Below are 26,957 nucleotides of genomic sequence, written 5' to 3' on the forward strand. Positions count from 1 at the left end.
TTTAATTCTCATCAACAACGAGTACGTTATTTCTTTTATAAAATTTTATGTTTAAATTATAATTTTGAGAGGCGAGAAGATCACCTAGGTGGCTAAGTACTTCTATATTATCTTTGCCATGTATATATATATCTTTAAAAATAAGATAGTCACGCTGAGCCTTCCATAATAGCTTATACCCTTTAGGTTCAGCCCATATCTCTATTTGTTGGCTGAGGAGGTTATTTTCTTTAAGAAAAAGATCAGGTGTCACTTTTACTGGTTTTGTATTTTCATCACTAAATAGTAATTTATTATCTTTAGGTTCATTTAAATTTATAGTGTCATTTTTAGAAAACAGGCTTGATTTAGGGTTTTCTATTGTTAGCAATTCTTCAGTATTTCCTAGTGGGATCCACGATAAAATAATAAAGCAGCCTATTATCTTCTTGTTCATATTGTTCTCATATAAAAATATATATTAATCATCTTGAGGCATAGAGCTACACCACATCATTGCAATAATGGATAATGATTTTGGGCTGATGTAATTATTAATGTCTTTACCATTACTCGCTGATGTTGATGCGGAGATAACCCAATTTTCATTATTTTTATTAACTTGGATAATGATATTACCCATTACACCTTGATTCTCTAATCTCGTATTTTTTCTTGATTGCGATGGTGTACTTAAATCTACTCCTTCAAATTTTCCACTACTGTCTTGAATTGCGACAATGGAAGAGATCGATGCCGCTAGTCTTGGATATAACTTTTTACTTTTGTCTTTCGGATGAATAGGGCATTCTTGTTGTTTAAAAACAATATTGTCCTCATCTCCAAATGGGTCAGCCTCATAACTTGTTTCAACGGGGGGGCGTTGCCCCGTAAAATCTAAATAAACAATTTCTACAGGAGTACGATATTCATCCACATACTCATATTTTCCTGTTTGTTTTGATTTATTTAAATACTGATTTTCGGTGATCACTTTTGCTATTAATGTTCCTGCTTTCTCAGTTCCATCTTCGGAAAATTCAGTTAAATATAAACTAGGATCATCCAGTGAACTCTCTTTCTTCATACCAAGGCAGCTAACAATTTTGTTTTCGTTTTTACTCCAGCATAGTCCTGGCGCTTGTTCATTTTTATCGAGGGCGCCGCTGACGAGTACTAATTTATTTTTTTGATCATCAGCTGTATTGTATGGCTTTAAACAAGGGCCGAGTGCTTTAGTTTTTTCACTCCAACACAATTTTTCGGCACTAACGGAACCATCAGATTTTAGATAAACGCCTTCATTCATATAAAAGCTAAATCGGATACCATATGTTTTATTCTTTTTAAACCGATTAAGCTGGGTGATTGATTCGCCTAACTGTAAGCTTACATCTGTTCCCGCTATTTTCATTAATTCCCAGTCTGCGGGTGATTTTGTGTTTCTTTCGATGATACTGGCTTGATCGTATGCAAGTACTTTCTGATTGAAAGAATTAATAAAATTACTTGTGTATGTTTCGAATTCCGCCGCTTCTTTTTGCCCATCAAACGGAGTATAGGTTAAAAAATAATCTACTCGGGTTATGTCTCTATTGTTTGCATTACCAATCAAATCAACACGCTCTAGAGAAAACTCACTCGTTTTTATACTACTATCCAATGTACATTTTAAAAAATCCTGAGTCATACTCATATCCGAGGATATTTCTGTTGTATTTTTTATACATTTTTTATCAATAAAATAACTTCTATCTTGTTCTTGGTTATTTTCAGAAGCCCAATTTAAATAATTCTCTTTACTTATATTTCCATTTACATTGTTAGTATTTCTTTTGCTATAAATCGAATTGTTATTTTTATCGTATAGCGGGTTGAGTATCTGATTTAACTCTCCTGTTTCATTATTTTCTATTTCAATATAATGGCTCTGTACAAAATGATTAAAATTGAACATCTCAGATACAATGCCATCAGTTGTTATTTGGCGTTTTTTTTCGTCTGCCATTTTTTTTAAATAATGAGCAGAAGCGAGCATGACAAGACCGATAATAGAAATAACGATTATCATTTCTAGAAGTGTGAATCCACGATTTAACTTCATAAAATAATCCTATGATAAGATGAATACCCAAAATATAAGATATTCATCTTAAATTAATCTTAGATACTAAAGATTAATGATTAACGAGTACCTAAAATTACCGAGTTAGTTGGTGCATCCACACAAACCCCTGCGATTGAATCTGGCGTTAGGGCTACATTGCCTGCTTTACCTAAAGAACGAAGAATACCTTTTGTTGCATCAACATCAGTTGTCATATCCACAACGTCTTCTACGCTATATGCGCCTGCTGGAGCATCTGCACCTACAGCAGCATAATCCCACTGGTTTCCAGTTTGAGAAAGAATACTACGACATTGATCTTGAGTTAGGCCGTTAATCTCTATAACGAATCCTTTAAATCCAGATTTTCCTGCTTCAGTACCTTGGTTATCTGCTGTTTTTCCCGCTCCAATGTTGATAAAGTTATTCGATATACCATTGAGCGCTTCATCGATACTCGCTTTACCTAATTGAACAAGACGCGCGACAGCTTCAGTCGATGCACTCGTATCTTTAATTGTATCAATATCATAACTCGCAGCAGCCCCTGTTGAGACTGGATAGCTAGGAGCACGCTGGTATGCATCTTTCATTGCAACACGTAATGTATTGGTGTTATTTACAACTTCTGAAATTGCACGGCTATCAAATGCACGTTGTGCCAGTACAACAACGCCAGCAGCAATAGTACCAACGATCCCCAAGACGATAATGATTTCAAGTAATGTCATGCCTCGTTGGTTTTTAGCCGTATGGAGTGCTTTTAACTTTTGAACTAGTGATTTCTTTTCGACTTGCGCGTTTTGATAAAACTTAAACATCAACTTCTCCTATTGTTTATTTTAGATATACATTTTTTATAGATGAAATAAGCACCTATAAAAAATATAGAAACTAAGAAAGATATAATTTAATATAAAAAGGTTTTTGAGATTACTGATAATCTACATTAAGTAATATGTCTTTATTTTCATTCCAATGAATTTCGGTGAGTAAATCATTAATATTTTTTTCTAAAGCTCTTAGAAATAAGATAAGTTTACAAAGGGTGAAGCTAGTCAGGCCTCTTTCATAACGAGAGAGTTGTTGATGGCTGATATTCAATTTTTGTGAGAACTCTTTACCACTCATTCCTCTTGCTCGCCTTGCTTTTCTAATAAAGCAACCAATCAGATAATTAATGTTATTTTCATTATATCTATTAGTACTCATAATTTTGCTCATATACGTTATGTAGTAATTGGATAATTAACTTGTCCTGATGTGAATTATAATATCATCGAATGATAATCCATTGTAACCTATTGATAATGTCCGAAACAAAAGCGAAAACCTATCATGAAAAATGTATTAATAACCATTTTTATAGTTCATCACGAAATTTTATTCTATTATATTGTTGATTTTAAATGAAAATAGAAATACATTTTTAACGTGTATTTATTGAGTTAGAAAAAGAATACTTGGTATACGGGTAATAATTTATGGTCAGAATTCACTAAAATAGAAATATATTAAAATGCTATGAAAGGTTTTGTTTCAAAGTTCTCTTCAGATAAGAATTTAATTTATTTCTATAGCGTAGATATATGCTTAAATATGTACATTAAATATGAATTGTATCTATATTATATAGTTGTTATTTTCTTCAAATTACTCATATGATAAGAATTTTCTCTCTTGTTTATTATTTTGGATGAAGTAATTGTTCACTTACTCGTTAATTTACCTGATTTAAGGTATATGTATTAATCGATAAATGCTTAATCTAATCATTTGATTGCTTTAATCTCCGGTTAACATGATACAAAATAGTCATTAAAGTACGAATGGTCACGATGACACAAAGTCTATGCTACAATACTCAACTGAATTGGTTCTTGGATTACGTTTTTTATTTCTAAAGAGCTAAAAATCAATAAAACTCAAAAGATTAGTATGCAACAACAAACACCAAACTCAATCAGTATTGAACATACTACAGCGCAAGGTTACCGTAATCTTAATCGCTTCTCGGTTGCGCCTATGTTGGACTGGACCGACCGTCATTGTCGATATTTTCATCGCTTACTCAGCAAAAATACTTTGCTGTATACAGAGATGGTAACGACTGGCGCGATTATTTATGGTAAAGGGGACTATCTTGCCTTTAGTGAGCAAGAACAACCAGTTGCATTGCAATTGGGGGGAAGTGATCCCATTGCATTAGCACAATGCGCGAAATTAGCTGAACAACGTGGCTACAATGAAATCAATCTGAATGTAGGCTGCCCGTCTGATCGTGTACAAAATGGTCGCTTTGGTGCTTGTTTAATGGCTGATGCTCAATTAGTCGCAGATTGTATCAAAGCGATGCAAGATGTGGTTTCGATCCCCGTTACGGTGAAAACACGTATTGGTATTGATGAGCAAGATAGCTATCAATTTCTGTGTGATTTTATTGATACGGTTTCAATTAAAGGCGGATGTGAAATGTTTATTATCCATGCACGCAAAGCATGGCTATCCGGCCTTAGCCCGAAAGAAAATCGTGAAATTCCACCGCTAGATTATCCACGCGTTTATCAACTGAAACGCGATTTCCCACATTTAACCATGGCTATTAATGGTGGCATTAAAACGCTTGAGGAAGCACAAGAACATTTGCAGTACCTTGACGGCGTGATGGTGGGGCGTGAAGCTTATCAAAATCCATCGATTTTAACTGCTGTAGATAATCAATTATTTGATAATCAATTACCTGTCGTTGATGCTGTTGAAGCAGTGCGACAAATGTTTCCTTATATAGAGAAAGAATTATCGCAAGGAGCCTATCTTGGACATATCACTCGTCATATGTTAGGCATATTTCAAGGGATCCCCGGCGCTCGTCAATGGCGGCGTTATTTGAGTGAAAATGCACATAAGAAAGGGGCAGATTTAGCCGTGGTTGAGCACGCTCTTGCGCTAGTGACTCGCGGGGAATAGTGTTGATTGGGTGCCAATAAGGTTGTTGACACCCACATTGCTGATTATGGTATTAGTAGGCTAGAGCCTTGTGTTTTTCGTGATTCCAGTGTGCGGTGAGCGGTTTGCACATCTTTAAGTGCGAATATTTGTTGCTCTGGCACATTGACATTAAGTTTGCCGCTTAAAATCATATCAAATAGTGCCTTGCTTGCTTGATCCAGCTCCGCGCGATCGGAAACATATACACCCAATGATGGGCGAGTGACGTACAGGCCGCCTTTTTGATTTAGAATACCTAAATTAACCCCAGTTACAGGGCCAGAGGCATTACCAAAACTCACCATCAAACCGCGACGTTTTAATGAGTCCAGTGAAGCAATCCAAGTAGATTGACCAACAGAGTCATAAACGACGTTAACTTTCTCGCCTTGGGTTAGTTCCTTAACGCGCTCAGCAATATCTTCAGTCTGATAATTAATGACTTCCCATGCACCAGCGGCTTTTGCGCGCTGAGCTTTTTCGTCGCTACCAACAGTACCTATCATTTTTGCGCCGAGAGCTTTCGCCCATTGACAAGCAATTAAGCCCACACCGCCTGCTGCTGCGTGAAATAGGAAAATTTCATCGCGTTTAATTTGATAAGTTTGGTTTAGGAGATAGTAAACGGTCATCCCTTTTAGGCCACAAGCTGCGGCTTGCTGGAATGAAATTCCATCAGGAAGGTGAGCGACAGCATGTTGCGGCACATTATGCACTTCACTATATGCTCCCAACGGCCCTTGAGCGTACATAACGCGATCTCCAGGCCGAAAGCCTGTCACCTGAAAGCCAGTTCTTACAACAACACCTGCGGCTTCAGTTCCTAAGCCTGAAGGTAAACTGGCTACAGGGTATAAACCACTACGCACATAGGTATCAATATAGTTAATCCCTATGGCATGGTTTTCTATCTGAATTTCGTTATCGGCGGGTTCTTTTAGGTCAAAATCGGTGTAATTTAAAACTTCAGGGCCACCGTGTTGTACAAATTCAATACGTTTTACCATGATCATCTCCGATAGGAACAGTCTGTTTTATACTCTAAATATTTCAAGGTGCGGTTAGATGACAAGTGAATGAATCGTTGAGAGCCTACATAAGTAGGTGACTAGTTATACCTTAACGAAAAGCACCACAACTTGAAGCATAATGAGTATATCCACCATATCAATGACTCGACAATAACGCTATGTTTTGGTGATATGAATGTAGGGTTGTACAGCAAATAAATAGGATCTAAAAATTCAGCTAACTAAAGTCAAAGAAAGACCCCCTTCAATAACAAGTTTGGCGTATACTAATGCGCTAGTTAATAATAGATGTGGATCATAAAGTATGGCTAAAAAATACCCTTCAGAAAACAAGAACAGTGCACCGCGCGATCCGCAGATGGAAGGCTTAAAGCTTCCACCTCATTCTATCGAAGCGGAACAGTCTGTATTGGGGGGGTTGATGTTGGATAACGAACGCTGGGATACCGTTTCTGAGCGTGTGACCCATGCCGATTTTTATAGCCGTCCACACCGCACTATTTTTGCTCAAATGCAGACTTTACTTGAGCAAGGCAAACCTATCGATTTGATCACATTATCTGAATCTCTTGAGCAGCAAGGTGAATTAGATGGTGTTGGCGGGTTTGCTTATCTCGCTGAATTATCTAAAAATACGCCAAGTGCGGCAAACATCAACGCTTATGCAGATATCGTCCGTGAACGTGCGGTTGTGCGTGATATGATCTCTGTCGCCAATGAAATTGCCGATGCAGGATATGATCCGCAGGGGCGTAGTAGTGAGGATCTGCTCGATTTTGCGGAAACAAAAGTCTTCCAAATTGCCGAATCGCGCGCAAATAAAGACGAAGGGCCAAAAGATATTGAAGCCATTTTGGCCGAAACTATCGAAAAAATCGAAAAGCTCTACCAACAACCTCATGATGGGGTGACAGGGGTATCGACTGGCTATCAAGATCTCGATAAGAAAACCGCTGGCCTGCAAGGTTCGGATTTAATTATTGTTGCGGCTCGTCCATCAATGGGGAAAACCACTTTTGCGATGAACTTGTGTGAAAACGCGGCCATGACAGAAGAAAAACCCGTGCTTATTTTCAGTTTGGAGATGCCCGGTAACCAAATCATGATGCGTATGTTAGCGTCTTTATCACGTGTAGACCAAACTCGTATTCGTACTGGTCAGTTAGATGATGAGGATTGGGCGCGTATTTCGAGCACCATGGGGATCCTTTCTGAAAAACGTAACATGTATATTGATGATTCTTCGGGGTTGACCCCTACAGAAGTGCGTTCCCGTGCCCGACGTATTTATCGTGAGCATGGCGGCCTAAGTCTTATTATGATTGACTACTTGCAGTTGATGAGAGTACCGGCTTTATCTGATAACCGTACTTTAGAAATTGCAGAAATTTCACGCTCATTGAAAGCATTGGCAAAAGAGTTGAATGTTCCGGTCGTTGCTTTGTCACAGCTTAACCGAAGCTTAGAGCAGCGTGCAGATAAACGCCCTGTGAACTCTGACTTACGCGAATCAGGCTCTATCGAGCAGGATGCTGACCTTATTATGTTTATTTATCGTGATGAGGTTTATCACGATAATAGTGAATTGAAAGGGGTTGCTGAAATTATTTTAGGTAAGCAACGTAATGGTCCAATTGGTACGGTTCGACTGACATTTAATGGTCAATGGTCGCGGTTTGATAATTATGCGGGGCCTGCATACGACGATGAATAAATACTCGTCATACTTCAAGCTGTAGCGGCGTTGCTTTCATGCGCTAACCTTAGCCACATACTTTTGTATGCTCCTAGGGGTTGGCTTTATTTGCCGCCTTGCTACAACTCGAATTATTTAGAGTCTTTATCAGTACATGCATACGATAGTCTCCTTGAGACTCACCTCACTGTGACTTGAACCATTTAGCGCTAACTTACTGAGTCAATTTTGATATTGATTAGCGTATAGAACATAAATAAAAGAGGAAATATGAAAGCGGCAACCGCATTAATTAACCGCCGCGCTCTGCGACACAATTTGCATCGAGTAAGAGAACTTGCGCCACACAGCCGTCTCATTGCAATTGTTAAAGCAAACGCTTATGGTCATGGATTAACCGAAGTAGGTAGTACGGTTGAAGATTTAGTCGATGGCTTTGGTGTTGCCCGCCTTAAGGAAGCTATCGCATTAAGAGAACAAGGAATTAAGTCACCGATCGTATTATTGGAAGGTTTTTTTGAACGCGCTGATTTGACTTATTTAGTTGAGCAACAAATCGATACCGTCATACATTGTGTTGAGCAGCTTGAAATGCTAGAAAGTAGCTCGCTTTCTAAGCCTATCAAGGTATGGATGAAACTTGATACAGGTATGCATCGTTTAGGTGTACTCCCCCAAGATGCAGAAGCCTTTTATCAACGCTTACAGTGCTGCAAAAATGTTAAACTCCCCATTAATATTGTTAGCCACTTTTGTCAGGCGGATGAGCCTGATCTGCCAACAACAACCCAGCAAATACACTGTTTTAAACAATTTATTGCCAATAAAGCAGGTGAAAAATCAATTGCGGCATCCGCAGGGATCTTATTATGGCCAGAAGCTCACTACGACTGGGTAAGGCCGGGGATCATCATGTATGGTGCCTCCCCTCAAGAGGGAAAATCCGCAGAACAGTTTGGTTTGCAAAGCGTGATGACACTTAAATCAACCTTAATTGCGGTCAGAAAACATGCCGCAGGGCAATGTGTTGGCTACGGCGCAACATGGTGCAGTGAACGTGATACTCAGCTTGGTGTGGTCGCAATTGGCTATGGCGATGGTTATCCAAGGAGCGCTCCATCAGGAACACCAGTACTGATCAATGGTCGAAAAGTGCCAATTGTTGGACGAGTTTCCATGGATATGATCACCGTCGATTTAGGGCCAAATGCCAACGATAAAGTTGGGGATGAGGTCATTTTATGGGGTAAAGCTCTGCCTGTTGAAGAAATTGCCGCATATACAGGCATAATCAATTATGAGCTACTTACAAAATTAACCTCACGTGTCGTTATGGAATATCTAGACGAATAGCTAACAAAGGGTTATGTTCAAAATACAAAATAATATAAATAATTCAAGATGCAGCTAAGTGACAAGAGAATGAGTTGCTAGGGCATACAAAGAGTTTGATAAATAGCGATTGAACGCGGTCATTATACCTTAACTAAAGGTGTAATAACTTGAAGTATAACAAATCAATATAATAGAAGAAGTTAGGGAGATACCTGTGTACAAACATGTTGATTCTTACCCTGGCGATCCGATTTTATCGCTGATGGATGAGTTTAATAAAGATAGCCGTGATAACAAAATCAATCTAAGCATTGGCCTATATTATGATGGTGAAGGCAAAACCCCAGAGCTAAAAACGGTTGGGCATGCAAAATCAGAAATCAATAAACGTCCTGCTAGCGCGTCACTCTATTTACCAATGGAAGGTTTGAAGGATTATCGTTTAGAGATCCAAAAACTGCTATTTGGTGCGGATTGTCCTTTAATTGCACAAGAGCGTATCGCAACTGTACAGACTATCGGTGGCTCTGGCGCATTAAAACTCGGCGCTGATTTCCTTCATCACTATTTCCCCAAATCAGAAGTATGGTGCAGCGACCCAACATGGGAAAATCACGCATCAATTTTCTCTGGTGCAGGAACAAAAGTGCACTACTACCCTTACTTTGATGAAAAAACCAAAGGGGTAAAATTTGAGGAAATGCTAGCAACATTTAAGCAGTTGCCAGAACAAAGCATTATTTTGATGCACCCTTGCTGCCATAATCCAACGGGGTCTGATTTGACTCCAGAACAATGGGATGAGGTGACTAAAGTCGCTAAAGCCCAAAAATTGATCCCATTCTTAGATATCGCATATCAAGGTTTTGCAGAAGGGATCGATGAAGATGCTTACGCGATCAGAACAATGGTCAAAGCAGGATTACCTGTATTTGTTAGCAACTCATTCTCTAAAATCTTTGGTATTTATGGTGAGCGAGCAGGTGGCCTGTCAGTGATCTGTGAAAATGAAGATGAACGCGACCGTGTATTAGGGCAATTGAAAGCGGGTGTACGCCGTTTATATTCTAGCCCTCCATCTAATGGGGCTAAAATTGTGGCTCAAGTGCTGACGGATGCTGAGCAAAAAGCACAATGGTTACAAGAAGTAGAAGAAATGCGTGTACGTATTTTGGAAATGCGTACTGTATTAGTGAACGAGCTGAAAAAGGCGCTACCTGAAAAGAATTTTGACCACTTATTGAAACAACGCGGTATGTTCAGCTACACCGGTTTTTCAAGAGAACAAGTTGCTCGTCTAAAAGATGAATTTGCTGTTTATTTAGTTGGAACGGGTCGTGTATGCATGGCTGGTGTTAATCGCCATAATGTTCAGCGTATTGTTGAAGCTTTTGCAGCGGTAAGCGAATAAATAATCAGTAGATAATTGATTGATAGAAAAACGCAGGCTTAGCCTGCGTTTTTTATTATCTCAATCCGAAAGACTGGTTATTATCATTAATAACCACGCGTTAAGATAGGCTTTAAGAAACGTGCTGTATGTGATTTTTCGCATTCAGCGACTTCTTCTGGAGTACCTGAAATCAGAATTTCTCCGCCACCGCTTCCTCCTTCAGGGCCTAAATCAACAATCCAGTCGGCTGTCTTGATCACATCTAAGTTGTGTTCAATAACTACAATGGTGTTACCCTGATCACGCAGTTGGTGCAAGACGGTAAGTAACTGTTGAATATCAGCGAAATGTAGCCCTGTGGTTGGTTCATCAAGAATATAAATAGTTTGCCCAGTTCCACGTTTTGATAGCTCACGTGCTAATTTAACGCGTTGCGCTTCACCACCTGAGAGTGTAGTCGCTGATTGCCCTAAGCGAATATAAGACAGTCCAACATCCATTAAGGTTTGCAGTTTACGGGCGAGTGCAGGTACGGCATCAAAGAAATCACGTGCCTCTTCGATAGTCATATCAAGGACTTCATGAATGCTTTTGCCCTTATATTTGATTTCTAAAGTTTCGCGATTATAACGCTTACCTTTACATTGATCACAAGGCACATAGACATCAGGTAAGAAGTGCATTTCAACTTTGATCACCCCATCACCTTGGCATGCTTCACAGCGCCCGCCTTTGACGTTAAAACTAAAACGTCCTGGATTATAACCACGGGTTCGTGATTCAGGTACGCCAGCAAATAGCTCACGAATTGGTGTAAATACACCTGTATAAGTTGCAGGGTTGGAACGTGGCGTACGACCAATTGGACTTTGGTCAATATCAATCACTTTATCGAAATGCTCTAAACCTTCAACATCCAAGTAAGGCGCTGGTGTGATTGTGGTAGCACCATTCAATTGACGTTGTGCAATTGGGAACAAGGTATCGTTGATTAATGTTGATTTCCCCGAACCTGAAACACCTGTGATACAGGTAAATAAACCAACTGGTAGTTTTAAGGTCACATTTTTCAGGTTATTACCTTTGGCCCCAAATACGGTCAGCATCTTGTCTTTATTGACTGGAATGCGTTTTTCGGGGATCTCAATGCGGCGTTCACCACTCAGGAATTTACCAGTCAATGATTCAGGGTTAGAGACAATATCTTCTAATGTGCCTTGAGCGACGATTTGTCCGCCATGTACCCCCGCACCGGGACCAATATCAATAATATGATCTGCGGCACGGATTGCATCTTCATCGTGTTCAACCACGATGACGGTATTACCTAAGTTGCGTAGATGGATTAAGGTTTCTAATAAACGGTCGTTATCCCGTTGATGTAGACCGATTGATGGTTCATCCAGCACATACATGACTCCAACTAAACCAGCACCGATTTGGCTAGCAAGACGGATACGTTGAGCCTCACCTCCAGATAAAGTATCTGCTGAACGTGATAGGGTTAAGTAGTTGAGACCCACGTTAACTAAGAATTTCAGTCGATCACCAATCTCTTTTAGGACTTTTTCTGCGATTTGCGCACGTTGCCCACTTAGCTTAAGATTTTGGAAAAACGCCATTGCGTGACCAATGCTGTAGTCGGCGATTTCTGGTAGTGTCGTATTTTCAACGAAAACAAAGCGTGCCTCTTTACGTAAACGTGTACCGTGACATGTCACGCAAGGACGATTGCTAATATATTTTGCTAATTCTTCGCGAACTGCGGTTGATTCCGTTTCTTTATAACGACGCTCCATATTATTGAGTACGCCTTCAAAAGGATGGTGACGCACTGTGATATCGCCGCGATCGTTACGATATTTAAACTCAATGCTTTCTTTCCCAGATCCATAGAGAATAATTTTTTGAATCGCTGGGCTGAGTGAATCATAAGGTGCTTCAACATCAAATTTATAATGTTCAGCAAGAGACTGTAGCATCTGGAAGTAATAAAAATTACGACGATCCCAACCACGGATCGCGCCACCGGCTAATGAAATCTCGGTATTTTGGATCACTCTTTCGGGATCAAAGAATTGTTGTACACCAAGACCATCACAGCTTGGGCAGGCACCTGCTGGGTTATTAAATGAGAACAGGCGCGGCTCTAATTCAACCATGCTATAACCACAGACTGGGCAAGCGAAGTTAGCCGAGAAAATTAATTCTTCAGCTTTAGGATCATCCATATCTGCAACAATTGCGGTACCGCCGGATAACTCTAACGCGGTTTCAAATGACTCAGCCAAACGCTGAGCAATATCATCACGGATCTTAAAGCGATCAATAACGACTTCAATAGTATGTTTCTTTTGTAGTTCGAGCGTTGGCGGATCGGAGAGGTCGCACACCTCACCATCGATACGTGCACGGATATAGCCCTGTGTGGCGAGATTATCTAATAATTTTACGTGTTCACCTTTACGATCTTTCACCACAGGTGCAAGTAACATCATTCGGCGCTCTGCCGGTTGAGCTAACACGTTGTCGACCATTTGGCTGACGGTTTGTGCCGCTAATGGGATGTCATGATCTGGGCAGCGAGGCTCACCCACTCGGGCAAATAACAAACGTAGATAATCGTGGATCTCAGTGATTGTTCCTACTGTTGATCTCGGGTTGTGGGAGGTTGATTTTTGCTCAATCGAAATCGCTGGTGATAGACCTTCGATATGGTCAACATCAGGTTTTTCCATCAAAGAAAGAAATTGCCTTGCATAGGCTGATAGAGACTCAACATAACGCCGTTGGCCTTCTGCATATAGCGTATCAAAGGCTAATGAAGATTTCCCAGAACCAGACAACCCAGTAATAACTATCAGCTTGTCTCGGGGGATGATGAGATTGATGTTTTTCAGATTATGAGTGCGGGCACCGCGTACTTCGATATTATCCATTTACCACTTCCCGGATGATTTGATAGTGAACAATCATAAGTGGATCATTATCGCACAACTTAAACTGAATGGATATACAGTATATTATTAAAATGATACAACTTAAATAATTCGAGGTGTAACTAGGTGGTATGGAATAGGGCGCTAGGAACATAGATAAATGTGATGAGTAGTGAATGAACGCAGTCAACTCGAAAGATGGCGAATATAATTACAAAGCGGCTCGCATTTTGATTAACCCACTGTTATTTTCATCAGTAATGCGTATGCAATAGAGGATAGGTCGTGCTAAACTTCACGATTAATACAGAGATTAAATTTAATGCATCAGGAGTAATTAAATGGCCAGCAGAGGCGTAAATAAAGTAATTCTTATCGGTAACTTGGGGCAAGATCCTGAAATCCGTTACATGCCTAACGGCGGTGCTGTGGCAAACCTAACTCTGGCAACTTCTGAAAGCTGGCGCGATAAGCAAACCGGTGAAATGCGTGAAAAAACCGAATGGCACCGTGTAGTGATTTTCGGAAAATTAGCTGAAGTTGCGGGCGAATATCTGAAAAAAGGCTCACAAGTTTACATTGAAGGTTCTTTGCAAACACGTAAGTGGCAAGATCAAAGTGGTCAAGATCGTTACACCACAGAAGTGGTTGTTAATATTGGCGGTTCAATGCAAATGTTAGGAGGCCGTGGCGGTGATTCATCAGGTCAAAGCCAAGGTGGTCAAGGTGGTTGGGGTCAACCTCAGCAACCAGCAGCAGCTCAGCAATTCAGTGGCGGCGGGGCTCCAGCACGTTCACAAGCTCCAGCTCCACAAAGTAGTGAACCACCAATGGATTTCGATGACGATATTCCGTTCTAAGAGTGGCTATTAAGAGCTATTCTGAAAAAGCCCCGTTTATCGGGGTTTTTTGTTTTATATAAGCAAAGATTTAACTTTAGAAAAACAATTTTAGAAGTGAAAGTATAAATGGTATTTAAATTGATTAATCAATTTATGATATTTTTTATCGATTAATTTAATATTTAATTTTGAGCTGGTGTTAAATATAAAAATAACTTTAGGCATTACTTCAATAATAACTTTATTTATGAATAAAAACCTTAAGACTTTATTAAGATTGATTTAATTAATAGTGTAACGAAATATAAAGCGGGTATTTTTGTTTTTTACCAAAAAATAAAGCTCCAATCGCTTAAGATGTGGAGCTTATTAGAGGGTTATACGGTTATATTTTAAATTTCGATATTTTTTCATATTAGCTGATTAAGCTACCTGTGGTTCTAACAGCGGAAGGTCATTATCACAAATATCAGCAAGACGGTATAAAGAAGGTGACGTTCCTAAATACGCTCTAAATCTTTTTGCGAATGATTGCTGTGAATCGAATTGGTATTTTAATGCTATATCAATTACTTGCATGTCTGTTGTTCGTAGGTCTTTTGCTGCTTCACTGATCCTTCTACGACGAATATATTCCCCTAAGGGTATACCTACAACTTTACGGAATACCCGCTGTAAGTGCCATTTTGTATACCCAGCATGCTGTGCAATATCATCTAATAATAATCGGTTGGTAAGATTTTCTTCTATCCAAACAATAATATCGGAAACGACAGTAGACTGGAATTGAGTATATCTGTTGTTAGATGAGATGGATAATTTGTTATACATAATGATTTTCCTGCTTGTTAGATTATAAGCATAGCCTCCATTTAGTCGGTTTTAAATAAATAAAGATTAAACAAACTACAATGCCGATTGTTGTTGAGCAATAAAGTGATTTCTACTATGAAAAATAGTGATTACATCGGCATTTACTGTATTTAGCTATTTATCGAAAAATTTTTCTTTTAATATTCTAATTCCAGCATTATCTGTAACTTTATTGCTAAATTGATAAATAATAATTCTCTTTTGTAGGGAGAGTAATTAATATAACTCACGCTATTTTTGTAACGCAGCGGATAACATTATTAAATTCAAGCTAAATGTGCCCATAGTTTTTTGATTCATAGGGTTAGCTGTAGATAGTAAAATCTTTAAAGATTACAGTTCATATAAAACCAGCCGTTAATACCCATAGCAAATTTTGTGATGGCTGATTTTTCATACTCATCTTCTTGAAATCCTACCTGCTCGTAGAGTCTTTTAGCCCCAAGATTAGATTCAGCCACATACAATGAAACTCTTTTTGCTGGTGTATTGAGCTTGGCATAGTGATTTATCCAAGCTAGGATAAATTTCCCGATGCCTTTCCCTTGAAACCGTGTATCAACCCCAATATAGGCAATATGAGCCTCATCATTTTCAGGTGTGTATTTAAGTAATGAATACACCCATTGTGCTTTTAAAAATGTCAATAAACCATATTTTTTCACCAATCTAATGACGTCATTGATGGGCATTCGTGGCAACTTTTCTGATTGTCCAGAAAGAGAGATACCAAAAGCTGCGACGACGTTGTTTTGATATTTCACTATGAATTGCCTTTCTGATTTATCAGTAAATTGGATTTTCCAGATATCATCGATCAGCGCTTGCAAAGTGGTATTTTCTGATTTTTTTAACATCACAAATTTGCTTTTAAAGGACTGAAAAAAGAGCGCCGATGATGCTAAGATTGACTCACTAGATAAAGGCTCGATATTGAGTAAGTCTAAGCTAAAATTTTGCTTTTCAATTAGCATAGGTTGGCCTTGTCACGGTTAACTAATTATAGATAGAGTAATCAGTCTAGTTTTTTATGTCCAGTGTTTTTGGGAGAAATCTATGTCGGCTCAGACCGAAAGGCAAAAAGCAAAGAAAAAACAAATTATTGATGCTGCGATTAGCTGCTTTATTGAAAAAGGCTTTCATGCAACATCAACTGCTGAAATATGTAAAGCCGCTGGAATGAGCCCTGGGAATTTATTTCATTATTACCCAACCAAATATGCCATTATCGAAGCTATTGCCATAGAAGATCAGCTTTATTTTGAGCAGATCTTAAATTCAGTTGAAGAAGCTAGTTCATCTATTGAATCCGTGATCTTAATGATGACAAGATTGATCGAGCTATATAACGATCCTGACTATGCGCGAATTAGTATCGAAATTTTCGCTGAAGCTAGTCGCAATCCTGAGATTAACCGTATTTTTGTTGAAAACGATAAAAAACTGCGGGATAAGCTGACAGCATTAATTATTGAGGGGCGAAACAAGGGGGAAATAGACCTCCAGCTACACCCGGAGAATACCGCATCTTGGCTAATGACAACAGCCGATGGAACAATCGGTCGTGAATTAATGGATCCCGAATTTAACTGGCAAAAAAGTCTTGATGCTTTTATTTTTATGATTAAGAAAACACTATCAACGTAAAACTCGATTGTTAAAGAGCAATGATTTAAGAACCAGTATTTAAGAACATTGTGGTAGGTGATATGCCTACCTCTAATGTGGAAGATATTTTTTTAATGATAGATAGGTTACAAAGATCATCAGAGCTGCGATAACCGTTACGATATTCATAAGTTGCCAGCCAAGTGAGAAGAATAATACTCCTGCGCCAAGGCTGCCTATTGCGCCAAAAGAGTAAATCAGGAAATCTGTCATACCTTGCACTTTGCCTCGTTCATGAGCTTGATAGCTATGAGGTAATAGGCTGGTAGTGCTAATTAAAATTAAATTCCATGCAAGGCCAACACAAATACCTGACAGTAGATAATTATAAAAATCAGTGCCAAGAAGATTCATTGTGGCAGATAACATCAGTAATAAAATGCCCAAAGAGAGGATCTTTTTCGCACCGATTTTTTGCACTAGATGCCCTGTAAAAAATGAAGGAGCAAACATACTCAGCACATGGCACTGAAATACAATTGCGATCAACGCAAATGAAAAACCATGTTGTTTCATGGAAAGTGGAATAGAAGCAAAAGTAAATACGACTAATGCATAACCAGCAGCACTGACAACAGCAATTAATTTGAGTATTGGCTGTGAGTAAAGTTGTTGATAGTTACGCTTTTGGTCAGTGTTATCCTGTTGGTACAGAGATGTTTTCTTTAATGGGATATTGAGCAATAGCACAAAGGCGATTAGGTAGATAACCACTAATGCGCTAAACGGACCCGCAAATGGATACGCGGAAAAAAAGCGCTGCGCTGTTACGGCAAGTGTTGGCCCAATTAAAGCGGCGGCAATACCGCCACTCATAACTAAACCAACTGCTTTAGCATGCAAATATTGAGGCGCTTCTTCAAGTGCAGCAAAACGAAATTGTTTTGCCGTACCAATGGCGACCCCAGTAAAAAATAAGCCAATCGAGAAAAGAATTAAGTTGTGATAAATAATTCCTAAGATGGATAAAATCGCACCAATCATTCCAGCAATATTGCCAAAGATAAAGCCAAATTTTCTAGAATATTTCTGCATGAAATAGGCAATGGGGATCGTCGCCATAATCAGACCAATATATTGACTCAATAACGGTATTGTCGAATAACTCGGATCTGACGAAAGCGATTCACCAATGACAACGGCAGTAGAAAGCACAATGGCATTTCCCGTGGTAAATAGCGCTAATGCAATTGTTAACCACCAAACATTTTTTGGCATAACACCCTCTAAAATAAAGAAAATAAATTGATATTGCCGCTACATTTCAATTGTGGATGGCGTTGGATGTTTGGCATCTTACAACTTCAAGTTGACTTGAAGTCAAGGGGGAAGAAATACTATTTTTAACTAGATAATAATATTTCATAATTGAAGATTATTAGATAAATCGTTTGTATTTGTTTAATGTGATATTGATCGCGTTTTACATTCGCGGTATATAAAATTGGAAAAAATGATTGTTATTATGAATTAGATGTGTTTTCTTAAAAGCACTTACACAGAATAATGATTAATAATTTAAACTCAGAATTGATTAATAGGATTAACCCGTGAACATGACTCTTCATCATTCAAACCTACTACTTACCGCGCCACGTGCTGCGGTGGTCGTGCGTGTGGTGGTGGTCGTGGGCTTAGCGCCGTAACGGGTACAAATCAACGCAGATTTAGAACCCCGCCGGCGCGAACCGAGCGGGGTTTTTTTATGACCAACCGCTCGGATCCGCCGCCTAGTGTGAAGGATAAAAATTATGAGCAAGTCGGGCGCAACATCATCAAACAAAACCTGTTTTACAGGCGCTGAACTGATAGTTCACCTGTTGGAAAGACAGGGTATCACCATTGTATCGGGGATCCCCGGTGGAGCTGCACTGCCTTTTTACGATGCTTTAGGGAAAAGTAAACAAATCCGCCATATTCTTGCTCGCCACGAGCAAGGTGCTGGTTTTATTGCCCAAGGCATTGCGCGTACCACGGGTAAAGCTGCGGTATGTATCTCTTCCAGTGGTCCGGGAGCAACTAACCTTGTGACCGCTATTGCTGATGCTAAGCTCGATTCTATCCCATTGGTTTGTATAACAGGGCAAGTACCCTCTTCAATGATTGGGACGGATGCATTTCAGGAAGTCGATACCTATGGTATTTCGATTCCAGTCACTAAACATAACTATTTAGTTCGTGATATCAATGAGTTGCCACAAGTCATTTGCGATGCATTTCGTATTGCAGAATCAGGACGTCCGGGGCCGGTTTGGATTGATATCCCTAAAGATGTACAAACAGCAACCATTGAGCTTGAAGCATTACCTGAAATTCAGGCAAAAGATAAAGCGCCTAGTTTTGATATGGAAAAAGTCCTGCAAGCAGCCGAAATGATTAATCAGTCCAAGCGACCTGTTCTCTATTTTGGCGGTGGGGTGATTAGTTCTGAATCGACTGAAACAGCGGTTGCTTTTGCTGAAAAAGCCTCATTGCCAACCACCATGACACTTATGGCGTTGGGGACGCTTCCTATGCGCCATCCGCTTTATTTAGGCATGTTAGGTATGCACGCCGCTCGTAGTACTAATATGGTGATGGAAGAATCTGATTTACTCATTGTTATTGGTGCACGTTTTGATGATCGCGCAATTGGTCGAGCAGAAAAATTTTGCCCTAATGCGAAGATCATTCACGTTGATATTGATAAGGCGGAAATCAGTAAAATCAAACGCCCTGATATTGCGATAAATGCGGACGCAGGACAAATTCTTGAATTATTATTGCCATTGGTTGAACGAAATCAACGTGAAGAGTGGATAACTCGTGTTAATGAATTGAAGCAGAACTATCCATTAAATTTAAGTGAGGCAGATAATCCATTAACTCACTATGGCTTAGTCTTAGCGGCGGCAAGAGCGGCGGGTGAAGAAGCGATAGTGACTACGGATGTTGGGCAGCACCAAATGTGGGCTGCACAGGTTTATCCATTGTCACGCCCACGCCAATGGCTGACTTCTGGTGGTTTAGGCACGATGGGCTTTGGCTTACCCGCAGCAATTGGAGCGGCTTTAGCTAATCCAGATAAGACGATCGTTTGTTTTTCAGGTGATGGCAGTTTAATGATGAATATTCAAGAGCTTGCTACCGCAGTTGAACATCAATTGAATATTAAAATTGTTTTGATGAATAACCAAGCACTAGGCATGGTTTATCAGCAGCAGGAGCTGTTTTTTGACAACCGCATTTATGCAGCCGCTTATCCATATCAAACTGACTTTATTAAGATAGCGGCGGGGTTTGGTTTGCAAACCTGCGATCTTAATACCGAAGCCGATCCTGAAATGGCGCTTGAAGCCATTATGAACACGAAAGGTCCTTGCTTAATTCATGCCCTGATCGATGTGAACCAAAAAGTTTACCCAATGGTTCCCCCAGGTGCAGCTAACATTGATATGATCGGAGCGTAATTATGGTTTTTGAACATCACCCTATTGCTTTGGAACTTATTGTCCGTAACCATCCAGGCGTTATGTCACATATTTGTGGCTTATTTGCTCGTCGAGCATTTAACGTTGACGGTATCCTCTGTATGCCAATTAAAGATAAAGATGAAAGCCGCATATGGTTGTTGGTACAAAAAGATGAGCGTTTGTCGCAAATGATTAATCAAGTTGAGAAATTAGAAGACGTTAGAGAGGTTCGTTTTAGCGACGATCTGCGGTTATTTGAGACAATGCAAAACTACCTACAATAGGTAGGTTAGATTTCAATTTGAAGTGCTTTTTGTTAAATACGTGATGATTATGCTGCCATCGGTTTGTTCATCTGCCATCTAGCAGCGTCTTGAATTATTCAAAGTATTTATACTCGTTATACTTCAAGTTGCAGCGTTGTTGACTACGTTCATTCACGCCAGTCACATCGTTTTCTATGCTCCTAGCGATTGGTTCACTTGTCGCCTAGCTGCACCTCGAATTATTTAGAGTATAAATATTCAACCTACACTCACCCTGTAGGTTGAATTTTTTTGTGGGTAAATGACACAATCAAAGTACATTTGTTCGTTTTTAAATGATTGGTGTTTCTTAAAGCGAACAATGGTGATATAACAAGCTAAACATCACCGTACTATTAAGTCACCATTGCGAGGTAGATTATTCATGCAAAACAATCTTTATCTTACTGAAACTTATCTTTGTGAAATCCAAACAACCATACTAGAACAGGGACAAGATGACGAAGGTCAATGGGTTGCGCTTACTGATAATATTTTTCATCCTCAAGGTGGAGGGCAGCCCGCAGATACGGCTTGGATTAATGAACAACCCGTTCGGATTAAGAAACATTTGAATGGTTTGGTTGTGGCTTATGTTGCTGAAGAGCTGAAGGCAGGTGTATCTGTAACTGCTAAAATTGATCAAGAAAAGCGTCAACATTATGCGGCGTTGCATACAATGGGGCACTTATTAAGTTGGGAAATGGCACGTTTTGGTTGGAAAGGACAAAAAGGCCATCACTTTCCAGATGAATCACGCGTTGAATTTAGTGCCATTAGCGATGATGCGATCCCACTTGAACAATTAAATGATCAGCAAATCGAGCAGTTAGTGAATGAAAGCTTATTGGGTGATCACCGTGTATCCATAGAACAACGAGGAGATCTGCGCTTATGTAGTGTGAGCGAAGGCGACGAAGTACCATGTGGAGGAACGCATGTTGATTCATTGGGGAAAATCTGCCAATTTGCAATTAAATCAATGAAATTCAAAAAAGGTACTCTACGTATTAGCTATGATGCAAAGCACATTAATGATTAGATACCATCACTAAGGTGTGAATAGGTCATCACGACGGTTGCATTCAGTTCCCCCTCCATACATAAGTAGGAATGGGGGAAATCGCAGCTAAAGGCATAAAAATCGCCTTCTTCTAACAAGACAGTTTGTTCGTTTTTTAAACGCAACATTAATGAGCCGGTATGCAACATAATGTGTTCATGGGTACCGCTCATATGAGCAGGGCTGTTAATGACAGCACCGCGTTTCATATTGAGTTGCCAGATTTCTGAAATATTGCCCATATTAATACGAAACTTGAATTGTTGCGTATAGTCGCCTTGCATTGGTGTTGATTTCACTAAATAGGGGTAAGCTTCGTGCTGTAGAGTGAAGAGGTCACTAAGAGGAAAACGTAGTGCGATCGCAATGGCTTCTAAGGTATCAATTCGCGGGTTAGAATCTCCTGATTCTAGTTTTGACAGTGCCGCTTTTGAGATCCCTGATAAGCGGGAGAGTTCATTTAATGACAGACTTCTTGCTTGTCTCAATAAACGTACTTTTTGTCCAATTTTAATATTAATTTTTTTGTCCACGATTTGCTGTCCCTGAAAGTGAAACTATGCTGTAAATTCTAACATAATAACCATTTTATGCCAGAAAGGTATTGTTGATAAAATAATCTTTTGGAAATGAAAATAAATTACCTTAAATACCTTATTTAATCGTTAACTTAAATAGTTCATGAAAAATAATGATGAGGCTATTTTATTTTTCTAGAAGAATTTATAGTGGGTAAAAATCTCTCTTATAGGGTTTCACTATGCCATTTGATTTCTTTTCTTTAGAAATGATGATTTGTTTTATCACGTTATTATGTGCTTATTTAGTTTTTGGGATGGCTGGCTTTGGTTCTGCATTGATTGCAACACCAGTATTAGCGATGTATTTGCCATTAAATATGATTGTCCCGATATTGGCGCTGATCGATTTAACAGCAGCGCTGCTTAATCTAATAAAAGATGGTAAAAATGCAGATTATCAGGAAATAAAATGGATTATTCCACTTATGGTGGTTGGTAGCTTGATTGGTGCCGCTATCTTGCTAAAAACACGTCCTGATATCTTGGTTTTACTGTTAGGTATTTTTGTTATCTTTTATGTACTGCATTCATTTTTCTCAAAAAAAGGTCAATCACATTTTTCGAAAGTGCTGGTGATCCCTTTTAGTTTAGTGGGTGGGGTGTTTAGTGCATTATTTGGTAGCGGTGGCTTTATTTATGCCATGTATCTATCCAGTCGTATTGCCGATAAGCAACGCTTTCGCATTACACAAATGACATTAATTGGTTTTAGTACTTTAACGCGAGTCATTATATTTTTGGTTATGGGAGTGTATGTTAATACTGATATTTTATTAATGGCCTTAGCTTTTTCTCCTGCAATGCTACTTGGTATTTGGACAGGGCGGCATATAACACTAAAAATATCGCGAGAAGCTTTTTTAAAAATTATTAATATTATTATTTTAATTTCAGGGATTACCTTGTTATATCGCTATTTCTTTATCCTATAAAAATATAAAATATGCTATAATCACCGTTTCAATATCTATGACCTATGGTTATCAAAAACAATCATAGGTTTTTTACCTATTAAATAGACTAAAAATGGATGTTTTCGCTAGAAAACAATTGACATCACAATGAGCTCTGATAATCAGTGTTTACCGCATTTTCGCTATAGCCCTTCTTTTGCTATTTTGACCATTACAACCAGTATTGCCGTCATTGGTATCGTGATTGGATTAAGCATTCCAATGGTGGCTTTACGCTTAAATAATTATGGCATTAGTGAGCTATGTATTGGCATTATTTCTGCCGCCCCTGCGTTAGGAATGTTTTTAATTGCACCTGTTGTCCAACGCATCGTGTATTGGTGTGGAAAACGACAAGCCATGCTGATTGCAACCGTCGTTTCTGCAATTAGCCTGTTACCTTTGTTGAGCTCATTGCCATTATGGTTATTGTTTCCTTTGCGTTTGATCACAGGGTTAGCAAGTGGAGTATTAATTTGCTTAGGTGAAACATGGATAAATGAGCTATCCCCTGAAAGCCGGCGCGGTCGCATTCTTGCTATCTATACAACCGTTTTTACGGTTAGTCAGTTATTAGGCCCTTCTTTTATTGCTTATTATGGTGTTGAAGATAAGTCTCCATTATTAATTTGCACTTTGCTGCATGTGATCTCTGTTGCTCTGTTTTTAATCATGGATCAAAAAATAGGCGATCGTATTTCTGCAACTGCTAGGGAATCGAATTTTTCAATTATTCAGTTTGTTAAAGTTGCCCCAGGTATATGCGCCGGTATCTTATTTTTTGCTTTTTTTGATGGCACGATTTTATCTATGTTCCCGATTTATGGGATGGGAATGGGGCATACGGAAGCTATCGCAGCAATGATGATCAGCGCTATTTTAGCGGGTGATGCAATTATGCAAATGCCATTCGGCTGGTTAGCTGATCATATGAACCGTGAAAAGCTGTATCGTATTTGTGGCGTCGCCACATTATTTGCCAGTTGTATGCTACCACTGCTGATCACCCATACTTATTTAATTTGGGTATTGCTGTTTGTATTAGGGGCAACCGCAGGAGCAATTTATACCATTGCTTTGGTTCAAATAGGGCAATACTTTAGTGGTAATGACCTCATTATAGCTAATGCGGCAGCAGCCATGTTATGGGGGGTTGGTAACTTATCGGGGCCATTATTAGCAGGAGTGGCGACATCGATTTCCCCATCGGGTTTACCTTTATTGCTTATCGTAATTGCCGCACTTTTTTTATGGTTCACCCGCCGTAAATATAGTGCACAGGTCGCTCAAGAAGCTTAATCGTCATTAATTGGGTGTCAATAATTACACCCAATCTCCACTTATTCGATTGCCTTATAGACGACCAAATTCTCTGTAAATTCATCAGGACGATGATTGGTCCAAAATAGCGTCATACCTGATGGTGGTGGGTTAATCTGTTTTGATAAGACGATTAACCAACGGCATTGTTCAGGCTTTTCGAAACGATCTTGTCGTTGATGTAAGATTTTTGTGTAGTAATACAGCATTGGCGCTTCTGATTCACCAATGTTATCGGAAGCCATGCAATCATCAGCTTTATAGTTGCCTTTTAGTTGCTGGTTTAAGTCAACAAATACAGTTTCAAAACCTTTACTATAATCAATCCAGCCTACAAATAAGCTTAAGATCACTCCCCACATAATACACATACCGAGCGCCCAGTTTTGTATAGCGCGTAATGCAATCTGTGGGCTCACAAAGAGACTTCTTGAAAACCACACGGTAGTTAAGAGAAGTGCGCCGATAAATCCCCATATTGAAAATGACATTTGGTAGCTCATGGGGAGCCATCTGCCAAATGGGGCTAGCCATGTTGATGCTTTATCTGCTAAAGCGACGAAGTAGCAGGCCCACAAAAAGATAATCAATAGGGACCATAACATGGCTGAAAAATGGGAAAAGATGCGCAAGATTTTTTCAGGTAGGCGTAACAGGGTATGCGTACCCAGTATCGCCAGCGATGCAATAAAAGGGAGTAGGTAAAGTGCACGTCCACTAGCAGAAATTTGTAAAAGTAAGATCCCTAACAAAGGAAACATGGTGACCAAGTAAATATTGGGATTGTGTAAGCGTTTTAATGGATTTCTAAAAAAGTAAAGAACGGCCAGTATCCCTGATGGCAGAGCAAAAAAAGCAACAGCGGAAGGGATACGGGTTAAATTTGCTTTAGCTCCTAGTTTTTCAACGGAAAAACCTAAGAAGCGACCAATATTGTTTTCCCAAATCCATGTGATAAAGAGGTCGGGGTGCTGGCGGTATAATAAAATAGGCCAAGGCAAAATCAATAAAAGAGCAACTAACCCAGCAATAATTGCCGGTAACCAGAACATTTTTTGACGACATTGAGGCAGGAAGATGGGTGCAAGTAGTAGACTGAGCCATAGCACACCAGGTACAAACAAGCCTTTTGATAACATTGTGATTACGGTGCCAATCATTAGCCATAGTGCAGACATAATGATTTTTTCTTGGCGTATCAGCCCTTGAATACCATATAAACCAATAGTTGCTCCTGTAATTAACGCCACATCGGTGAACATATCGTGGCTGTGCCGTAAGATACCGGGGGCACAGACATACAAAGCAAAAGCAATCCAAATACGTTTGTCATTGACATCACAGGTATTAAAGGCGCGACGAGCAAGTAAGATAAAGAAGGAAAAATTAACGACCATAAACAGCAAACTTGCACTACGCGCTGCATCATAAAGTGGCATAAATCCAGACAATAGATGAGAGGTTATGGTAGCAACCCAGTAATAAAGAGGAGGTTTCTCCATAAAGGGTTCACCCGCATTGGTGGGGACTAGCCAGTTACCGGTTTCAAACATGGTTTGAATAATACCAAAGCTGTAGTTTTCATCTTGTTTCCACGGGGTATGCCCATAAATACCAGGCAAAAGGTAGATAATTAGAAAACCAACAAATAAAATGAATGACAAGTTCTTAGGTAATGATAATTTTTGCATTATTTCTACAGTGAATATATATTCGCGATTGATAGTTTTTGCTGAAATTGGATTCTATCTTAGTGAAATTAAATTAAAGCTCAACAATGGAAAATTTTAATGTTATGAATTTAAAGTTAATTTTAATTTAATTTATCATGGCTAGAGTATAGGCTAACAAAGAAAAATGCTTTCTAATAAATGTCATTCATAAAATTGAGTTTTTAATAATTAAAATCGAATGTTTATCATTCTTTACGAAAAGCGTCTTTAATTATAACAAAATATTTATTAACTACACTTAAACGGGGTATGAAATCTATTTTAGAACTTAAATATGGCTATATTTAAGCACTTAATTCTCTGTCATGTATGACTTTTTTGAATATACTCGTCATCCTGCAAGTTGCAGGGCTTTTTGTTAAGACATAAGGAACTACGCGAGGCTCGCGGTTATCTATGCTCCTCCCGACTATCTTCGCGTGTCGCTTAGCTGCAATTCGGCATATGCTGCTATGCTTCAAGTTATCGCACCGTTCGTTAAGGCATCGTGATTATATTCATTCGTTACTCCTCATCTACTGCTATATGCTTCTCGTGTTCCATTCATTTAGCGGTTAGCCGTGCTTAGGGGAGTTTTAAGTAGATGGTGATATTCCAAGCGGGTTTTTAGGAATAAGAGTGATAATTTAACTTAAGTTATAGGTAATTTGGACTATCACTCGACTTAACTCGAAAACACTTGATCATCACGCCTATTTC

General features: G+C 39.2%; 23 protein-coding genes. 12 read left to right on the forward strand and 11 right to left on the reverse strand.

All coding sequences use genetic code 11. The features are described from left to right. Position 1 precedes the first annotated feature (1 nt). The 4 genes from SC428_RS13860 to SC428_RS13875 form a co-directional block, all read right to left on the reverse strand. The gene (locus SC428_RS13860; RefSeq protein WP_081335928.1) at positions 2–436 is read right to left on the reverse strand and encodes a TcpQ domain-containing protein; all 435 of its coding nucleotides are present in this window, start codon (positions 434–436) and stop codon (positions 2–4) included. Between the two features lie 24 nt (positions 437–460). Then, positions 461–2,083: a type II secretion system protein gene (locus SC428_RS13865; protein ID WP_140178919.1), complete on the reverse strand. Its 1,623-nt coding sequence runs from the start codon at positions 2,081–2,083 to the stop codon at positions 461–463. An 80-nt stretch (positions 2,084–2,163) separates the two neighbouring features. Beyond that, entirely contained in the window at positions 2,164–2,907 is a 744-nt protein-coding gene (locus SC428_RS13870) for a type IV pilus major pilin (protein WP_070927217.1), read from the reverse strand. 112 nt (positions 2,908–3,019) lie between these two features. Further along, positions 3,020–3,298, reverse strand: a complete 279-nt coding sequence (locus tag SC428_RS13875; protein WP_070927215.1) for a helix-turn-helix domain-containing protein — start codon at positions 3,296–3,298, stop codon at positions 3,020–3,022. Positions 3,299–4,024: 726 nt separating this feature from the next. Between SC428_RS13875 and dusA the strand changes: the two genes are divergently transcribed. After that, the gene (gene dusA / locus SC428_RS13880; protein ID WP_070927213.1) at positions 4,025–5,053 is read left to right on the forward strand and encodes a tRNA dihydrouridine(20/20a) synthase DusA; all 1,029 of its coding nucleotides are present in this window, start codon (positions 4,025–4,027) and stop codon (positions 5,051–5,053) included. A 44-nt stretch (positions 5,054–5,097) separates the two neighbouring features. Here the strand turns inward: dusA and SC428_RS13885 are convergent, their stop codons facing one another. Then, positions 5,098–6,081: a quinone oxidoreductase gene (locus SC428_RS13885; protein WP_318708147.1), complete on the reverse strand. Its 984-nt coding sequence runs from the start codon at positions 6,079–6,081 to the stop codon at positions 5,098–5,100. Positions 6,082–6,409: 328 nt separating this feature from the next. On the opposite strand from SC428_RS13885, the gene dnaB reads away from it, so the two are divergent. From dnaB to SC428_RS13900, 3 genes are all read left to right on the forward strand, one after another. Further along, a complete protein-coding gene (gene dnaB, locus SC428_RS13890; RefSeq protein ID WP_070927209.1) occupies positions 6,410–7,819 on the forward strand; it encodes a replicative DNA helicase in 1,410 nt (469 codons plus the stop codon). Between the two features lie 252 nt (positions 7,820–8,071). Continuing rightward, positions 8,072–9,154: an alanine racemase gene (gene alr / locus SC428_RS13895; RefSeq protein ID WP_318708148.1), complete on the forward strand. Its 1,083-nt coding sequence runs from the start codon at positions 8,072–8,074 to the stop codon at positions 9,152–9,154. A gap of 196 nt (positions 9,155–9,350) precedes the next feature. After that, positions 9,351–10,547, forward strand: coding sequence for an aromatic amino acid transaminase (locus SC428_RS13900; RefSeq protein ID WP_070927205.1), 1,197 nt, complete (start codon positions 9,351–9,353; stop codon positions 10,545–10,547). Positions 10,548–10,633: 86 nt separating this feature from the next. Here the strand turns inward: SC428_RS13900 and uvrA are convergent, their stop codons facing one another. Beyond that, on the reverse strand, positions 10,634–13,468 hold the full coding sequence (uvrA, locus tag SC428_RS13905; RefSeq protein WP_070927203.1) for an excinuclease ABC subunit UvrA: 2,835 nt from the start codon (positions 13,466–13,468) through the stop codon (positions 10,634–10,636). A gap of 341 nt (positions 13,469–13,809) precedes the next feature. Between uvrA and SC428_RS13910 the strand changes: the two genes are divergently transcribed. Next, positions 13,810–14,328 (forward strand): single-stranded DNA-binding protein, encoded by a 519-nt coding sequence (locus tag SC428_RS13910; protein ID WP_140179013.1) that lies wholly within the window; start codon positions 13,810–13,812, stop codon positions 14,326–14,328. Positions 14,329–14,733: 405 nt separating this feature from the next. Here the strand turns inward: SC428_RS13910 and SC428_RS13915 are convergent, their stop codons facing one another. Together SC428_RS13915 and SC428_RS13920 are read right to left on the reverse strand one after the other, a co-directional pair. After that, positions 14,734–15,141, reverse strand: a complete 408-nt coding sequence (locus tag SC428_RS13915; RefSeq protein ID WP_070927573.1) for a helix-turn-helix domain-containing protein — start codon at positions 15,139–15,141, stop codon at positions 14,734–14,736. 368 nt (positions 15,142–15,509) lie between these two features. Then, positions 15,510–16,157 (reverse strand): GNAT family N-acetyltransferase, encoded by a 648-nt coding sequence (locus SC428_RS13920; protein WP_070927575.1) that lies wholly within the window; start codon positions 16,155–16,157, stop codon positions 15,510–15,512. An 82-nt stretch (positions 16,158–16,239) separates the two neighbouring features. Here SC428_RS13920 and SC428_RS13925 point away from each other — a divergent pair, with 82 nt between their 5' ends. Next, the gene (locus tag SC428_RS13925) at positions 16,240–16,830 is read left to right on the forward strand and encodes a TetR/AcrR family transcriptional regulator (RefSeq protein WP_070927577.1); all 591 of its coding nucleotides are present in this window, start codon (positions 16,240–16,242) and stop codon (positions 16,828–16,830) included. 72 nt (positions 16,831–16,902) lie between these two features. On the opposite strand, the gene SC428_RS13930 is transcribed toward SC428_RS13925, so the two are convergent. Beyond that, positions 16,903–18,069, reverse strand: a complete 1,167-nt coding sequence (locus SC428_RS13930; protein WP_318708153.1) for an MFS transporter — start codon at positions 18,067–18,069, stop codon at positions 16,903–16,905. A 338-nt stretch (positions 18,070–18,407) separates the two neighbouring features. Here SC428_RS13930 and ivbL point away from each other — a divergent pair, with 338 nt between their 5' ends. The 4 genes from ivbL to SC428_RS13950 all read left to right on the forward strand — a co-directional run bounded on the left by ivbL (position 18,408) and on the right by SC428_RS13950 (position 21,650). Next, complete coding sequence (gene ivbL / locus SC428_RS13935; protein WP_154598840.1) at positions 18,408–18,497, forward strand: ilvB operon leader peptide IvbL; 90 nt, start codon at positions 18,408–18,410, stop codon at positions 18,495–18,497. Between the two features lie 105 nt (positions 18,498–18,602). After that, entirely contained in the window at positions 18,603–20,300 is a 1,698-nt protein-coding gene (gene ilvB, locus SC428_RS13940) for an acetolactate synthase large subunit (protein ID WP_070927581.1), read from the forward strand. Positions 20,301–20,302: 2 nt separating this feature from the next. Then, on the forward strand, positions 20,303–20,587 hold the full coding sequence (gene ilvN, locus SC428_RS13945) for an acetolactate synthase small subunit (RefSeq protein WP_070927583.1): 285 nt from the start codon (positions 20,303–20,305) through the stop codon (positions 20,585–20,587). A 406-nt stretch (positions 20,588–20,993) separates the two neighbouring features. Beyond that, positions 20,994–21,650: a hypothetical protein gene (locus SC428_RS13950; RefSeq protein WP_070927585.1), complete on the forward strand. Its 657-nt coding sequence runs from the start codon at positions 20,994–20,996 to the stop codon at positions 21,648–21,650. On the opposite strand, the gene SC428_RS13955 is transcribed toward SC428_RS13950, so the two are convergent. Then, positions 21,647–22,204, reverse strand: a complete 558-nt coding sequence (locus SC428_RS13955; protein WP_140179019.1) for a helix-turn-helix domain-containing protein — start codon at positions 22,202–22,204, stop codon at positions 21,647–21,649. The genes SC428_RS13950 and SC428_RS13955 overlap by 4 nt on opposite strands. 227 nt (positions 22,205–22,431) lie before the next feature. Here SC428_RS13955 and SC428_RS13960 point away from each other — a divergent pair, with 227 nt between their 5' ends. Together SC428_RS13960 and SC428_RS13965 are read left to right on the forward strand one after the other, a co-directional pair. Beyond that, entirely contained in the window at positions 22,432–23,184 is a 753-nt protein-coding gene (locus tag SC428_RS13960; protein WP_318708169.1) for a sulfite exporter TauE/SafE family protein, read from the forward strand. A 129-nt stretch (positions 23,185–23,313) separates the two neighbouring features. Then, positions 23,314–24,504, forward strand: a complete 1,191-nt coding sequence (locus SC428_RS13965) for an MFS transporter (RefSeq protein WP_318708171.1) — start codon at positions 23,314–23,316, stop codon at positions 24,502–24,504. Between the two features lie 41 nt (positions 24,505–24,545). Here the strand turns inward: SC428_RS13965 and SC428_RS13970 are convergent, their stop codons facing one another. Further along, a complete protein-coding gene (locus SC428_RS13970; RefSeq protein WP_318708173.1) occupies positions 24,546–26,216 on the reverse strand; it encodes a hypothetical protein in 1,671 nt (556 codons plus the stop codon). Between the last annotated feature and the right edge of the window lie 741 nt (positions 26,217–26,957).

The organism is Providencia sp. 2023EL-00965 (assembly GCF_033550225.1).
In the GTDB taxonomy this organism is placed as follows: domain Bacteria; phylum Pseudomonadota; class Gammaproteobacteria; order Enterobacterales; family Enterobacteriaceae; genus Providencia; species Providencia manganoxydans.

Excerpts from the sequence above, each read along its gene's own strand:
- SC428_RS13970 (WP_318708173.1), bottom strand. The coding sequence starts at position 26,216 with ATGCAAAAATTATCATTACCTAAGAACTTGTCATTCATTTTATTTGTT.
- SC428_RS13960 (WP_318708169.1), top strand. The coding sequence starts at position 22,432 with ATGCCATTTGATTTCTTTTCTTTAGAAATGATGATTTGTTTTATCACG.
- SC428_RS13920 (WP_070927575.1), bottom strand. The coding sequence starts at position 16,157 with ATGCTAATTGAAAAGCAAAATTTTAGCTTAGACTTACTCAATATCGAG.
- dusA (WP_070927213.1), top strand. The coding sequence starts at position 4,025 with ATGCAACAACAAACACCAAACTCAATCAGTATTGAACATACTACAGCG.
- SC428_RS13930 (WP_318708153.1), bottom strand. The coding sequence starts at position 18,069 with ATGCCAAAAAATGTTTGGTGGTTAACAATTGCATTAGCGCTATTTACC.
- ivbL (WP_154598840.1), top strand. The coding sequence starts at position 18,408 with ATGACTCTTCATCATTCAAACCTACTACTTACCGCGCCACGTGCTGCG.
- ilvB (WP_070927581.1), top strand. The coding sequence starts at position 18,603 with ATGAGCAAGTCGGGCGCAACATCATCAAACAAAACCTGTTTTACAGGC.
- SC428_RS13870 (WP_070927217.1), bottom strand. The coding sequence starts at position 2,907 with ATGTTTAAGTTTTATCAAAACGCGCAAGTCGAAAAGAAATCACTAGTT.
- ilvN (WP_070927583.1), top strand. The coding sequence starts at position 20,303 with ATGGTTTTTGAACATCACCCTATTGCTTTGGAACTTATTGTCCGTAAC.
- SC428_RS13910 (WP_140179013.1), top strand. The coding sequence starts at position 13,810 with ATGGCCAGCAGAGGCGTAAATAAAGTAATTCTTATCGGTAACTTGGGG.
- SC428_RS13915 (WP_070927573.1), bottom strand. The coding sequence starts at position 15,141 with ATGTATAACAAATTATCCATCTCATCTAACAACAGATATACTCAATTC.
- SC428_RS13860 (WP_081335928.1), bottom strand. The coding sequence starts at position 436 with ATGAACAAGAAGATAATAGGCTGCTTTATTATTTTATCGTGGATCCCA.
- dnaB (WP_070927209.1), top strand. The coding sequence starts at position 6,410 with ATGGCTAAAAAATACCCTTCAGAAAACAAGAACAGTGCACCGCGCGAT.
- SC428_RS13950 (WP_070927585.1), top strand. The coding sequence starts at position 20,994 with ATGCAAAACAATCTTTATCTTACTGAAACTTATCTTTGTGAAATCCAA.
- SC428_RS13885 (WP_318708147.1), bottom strand. The coding sequence starts at position 6,081 with ATGGTAAAACGTATTGAATTTGTACAACACGGTGGCCCTGAAGTTTTA.
- SC428_RS13875 (WP_070927215.1), bottom strand. The coding sequence starts at position 3,298 with ATGAGTACTAATAGATATAATGAAAATAACATTAATTATCTGATTGGT.
- SC428_RS13925 (WP_070927577.1), top strand. The coding sequence starts at position 16,240 with ATGTCGGCTCAGACCGAAAGGCAAAAAGCAAAGAAAAAACAAATTATT.
- uvrA (WP_070927203.1), bottom strand. The coding sequence starts at position 13,468 with ATGGATAATATCGAAGTACGCGGTGCCCGCACTCATAATCTGAAAAAC.
- SC428_RS13865 (WP_140178919.1), bottom strand. The coding sequence starts at position 2,083 with ATGAAGTTAAATCGTGGATTCACACTTCTAGAAATGATAATCGTTATT.
- alr (WP_318708148.1), top strand. The coding sequence starts at position 8,072 with ATGAAAGCGGCAACCGCATTAATTAACCGCCGCGCTCTGCGACACAAT.
- SC428_RS13965 (WP_318708171.1), top strand. The coding sequence starts at position 23,314 with ATGAGCTCTGATAATCAGTGTTTACCGCATTTTCGCTATAGCCCTTCT.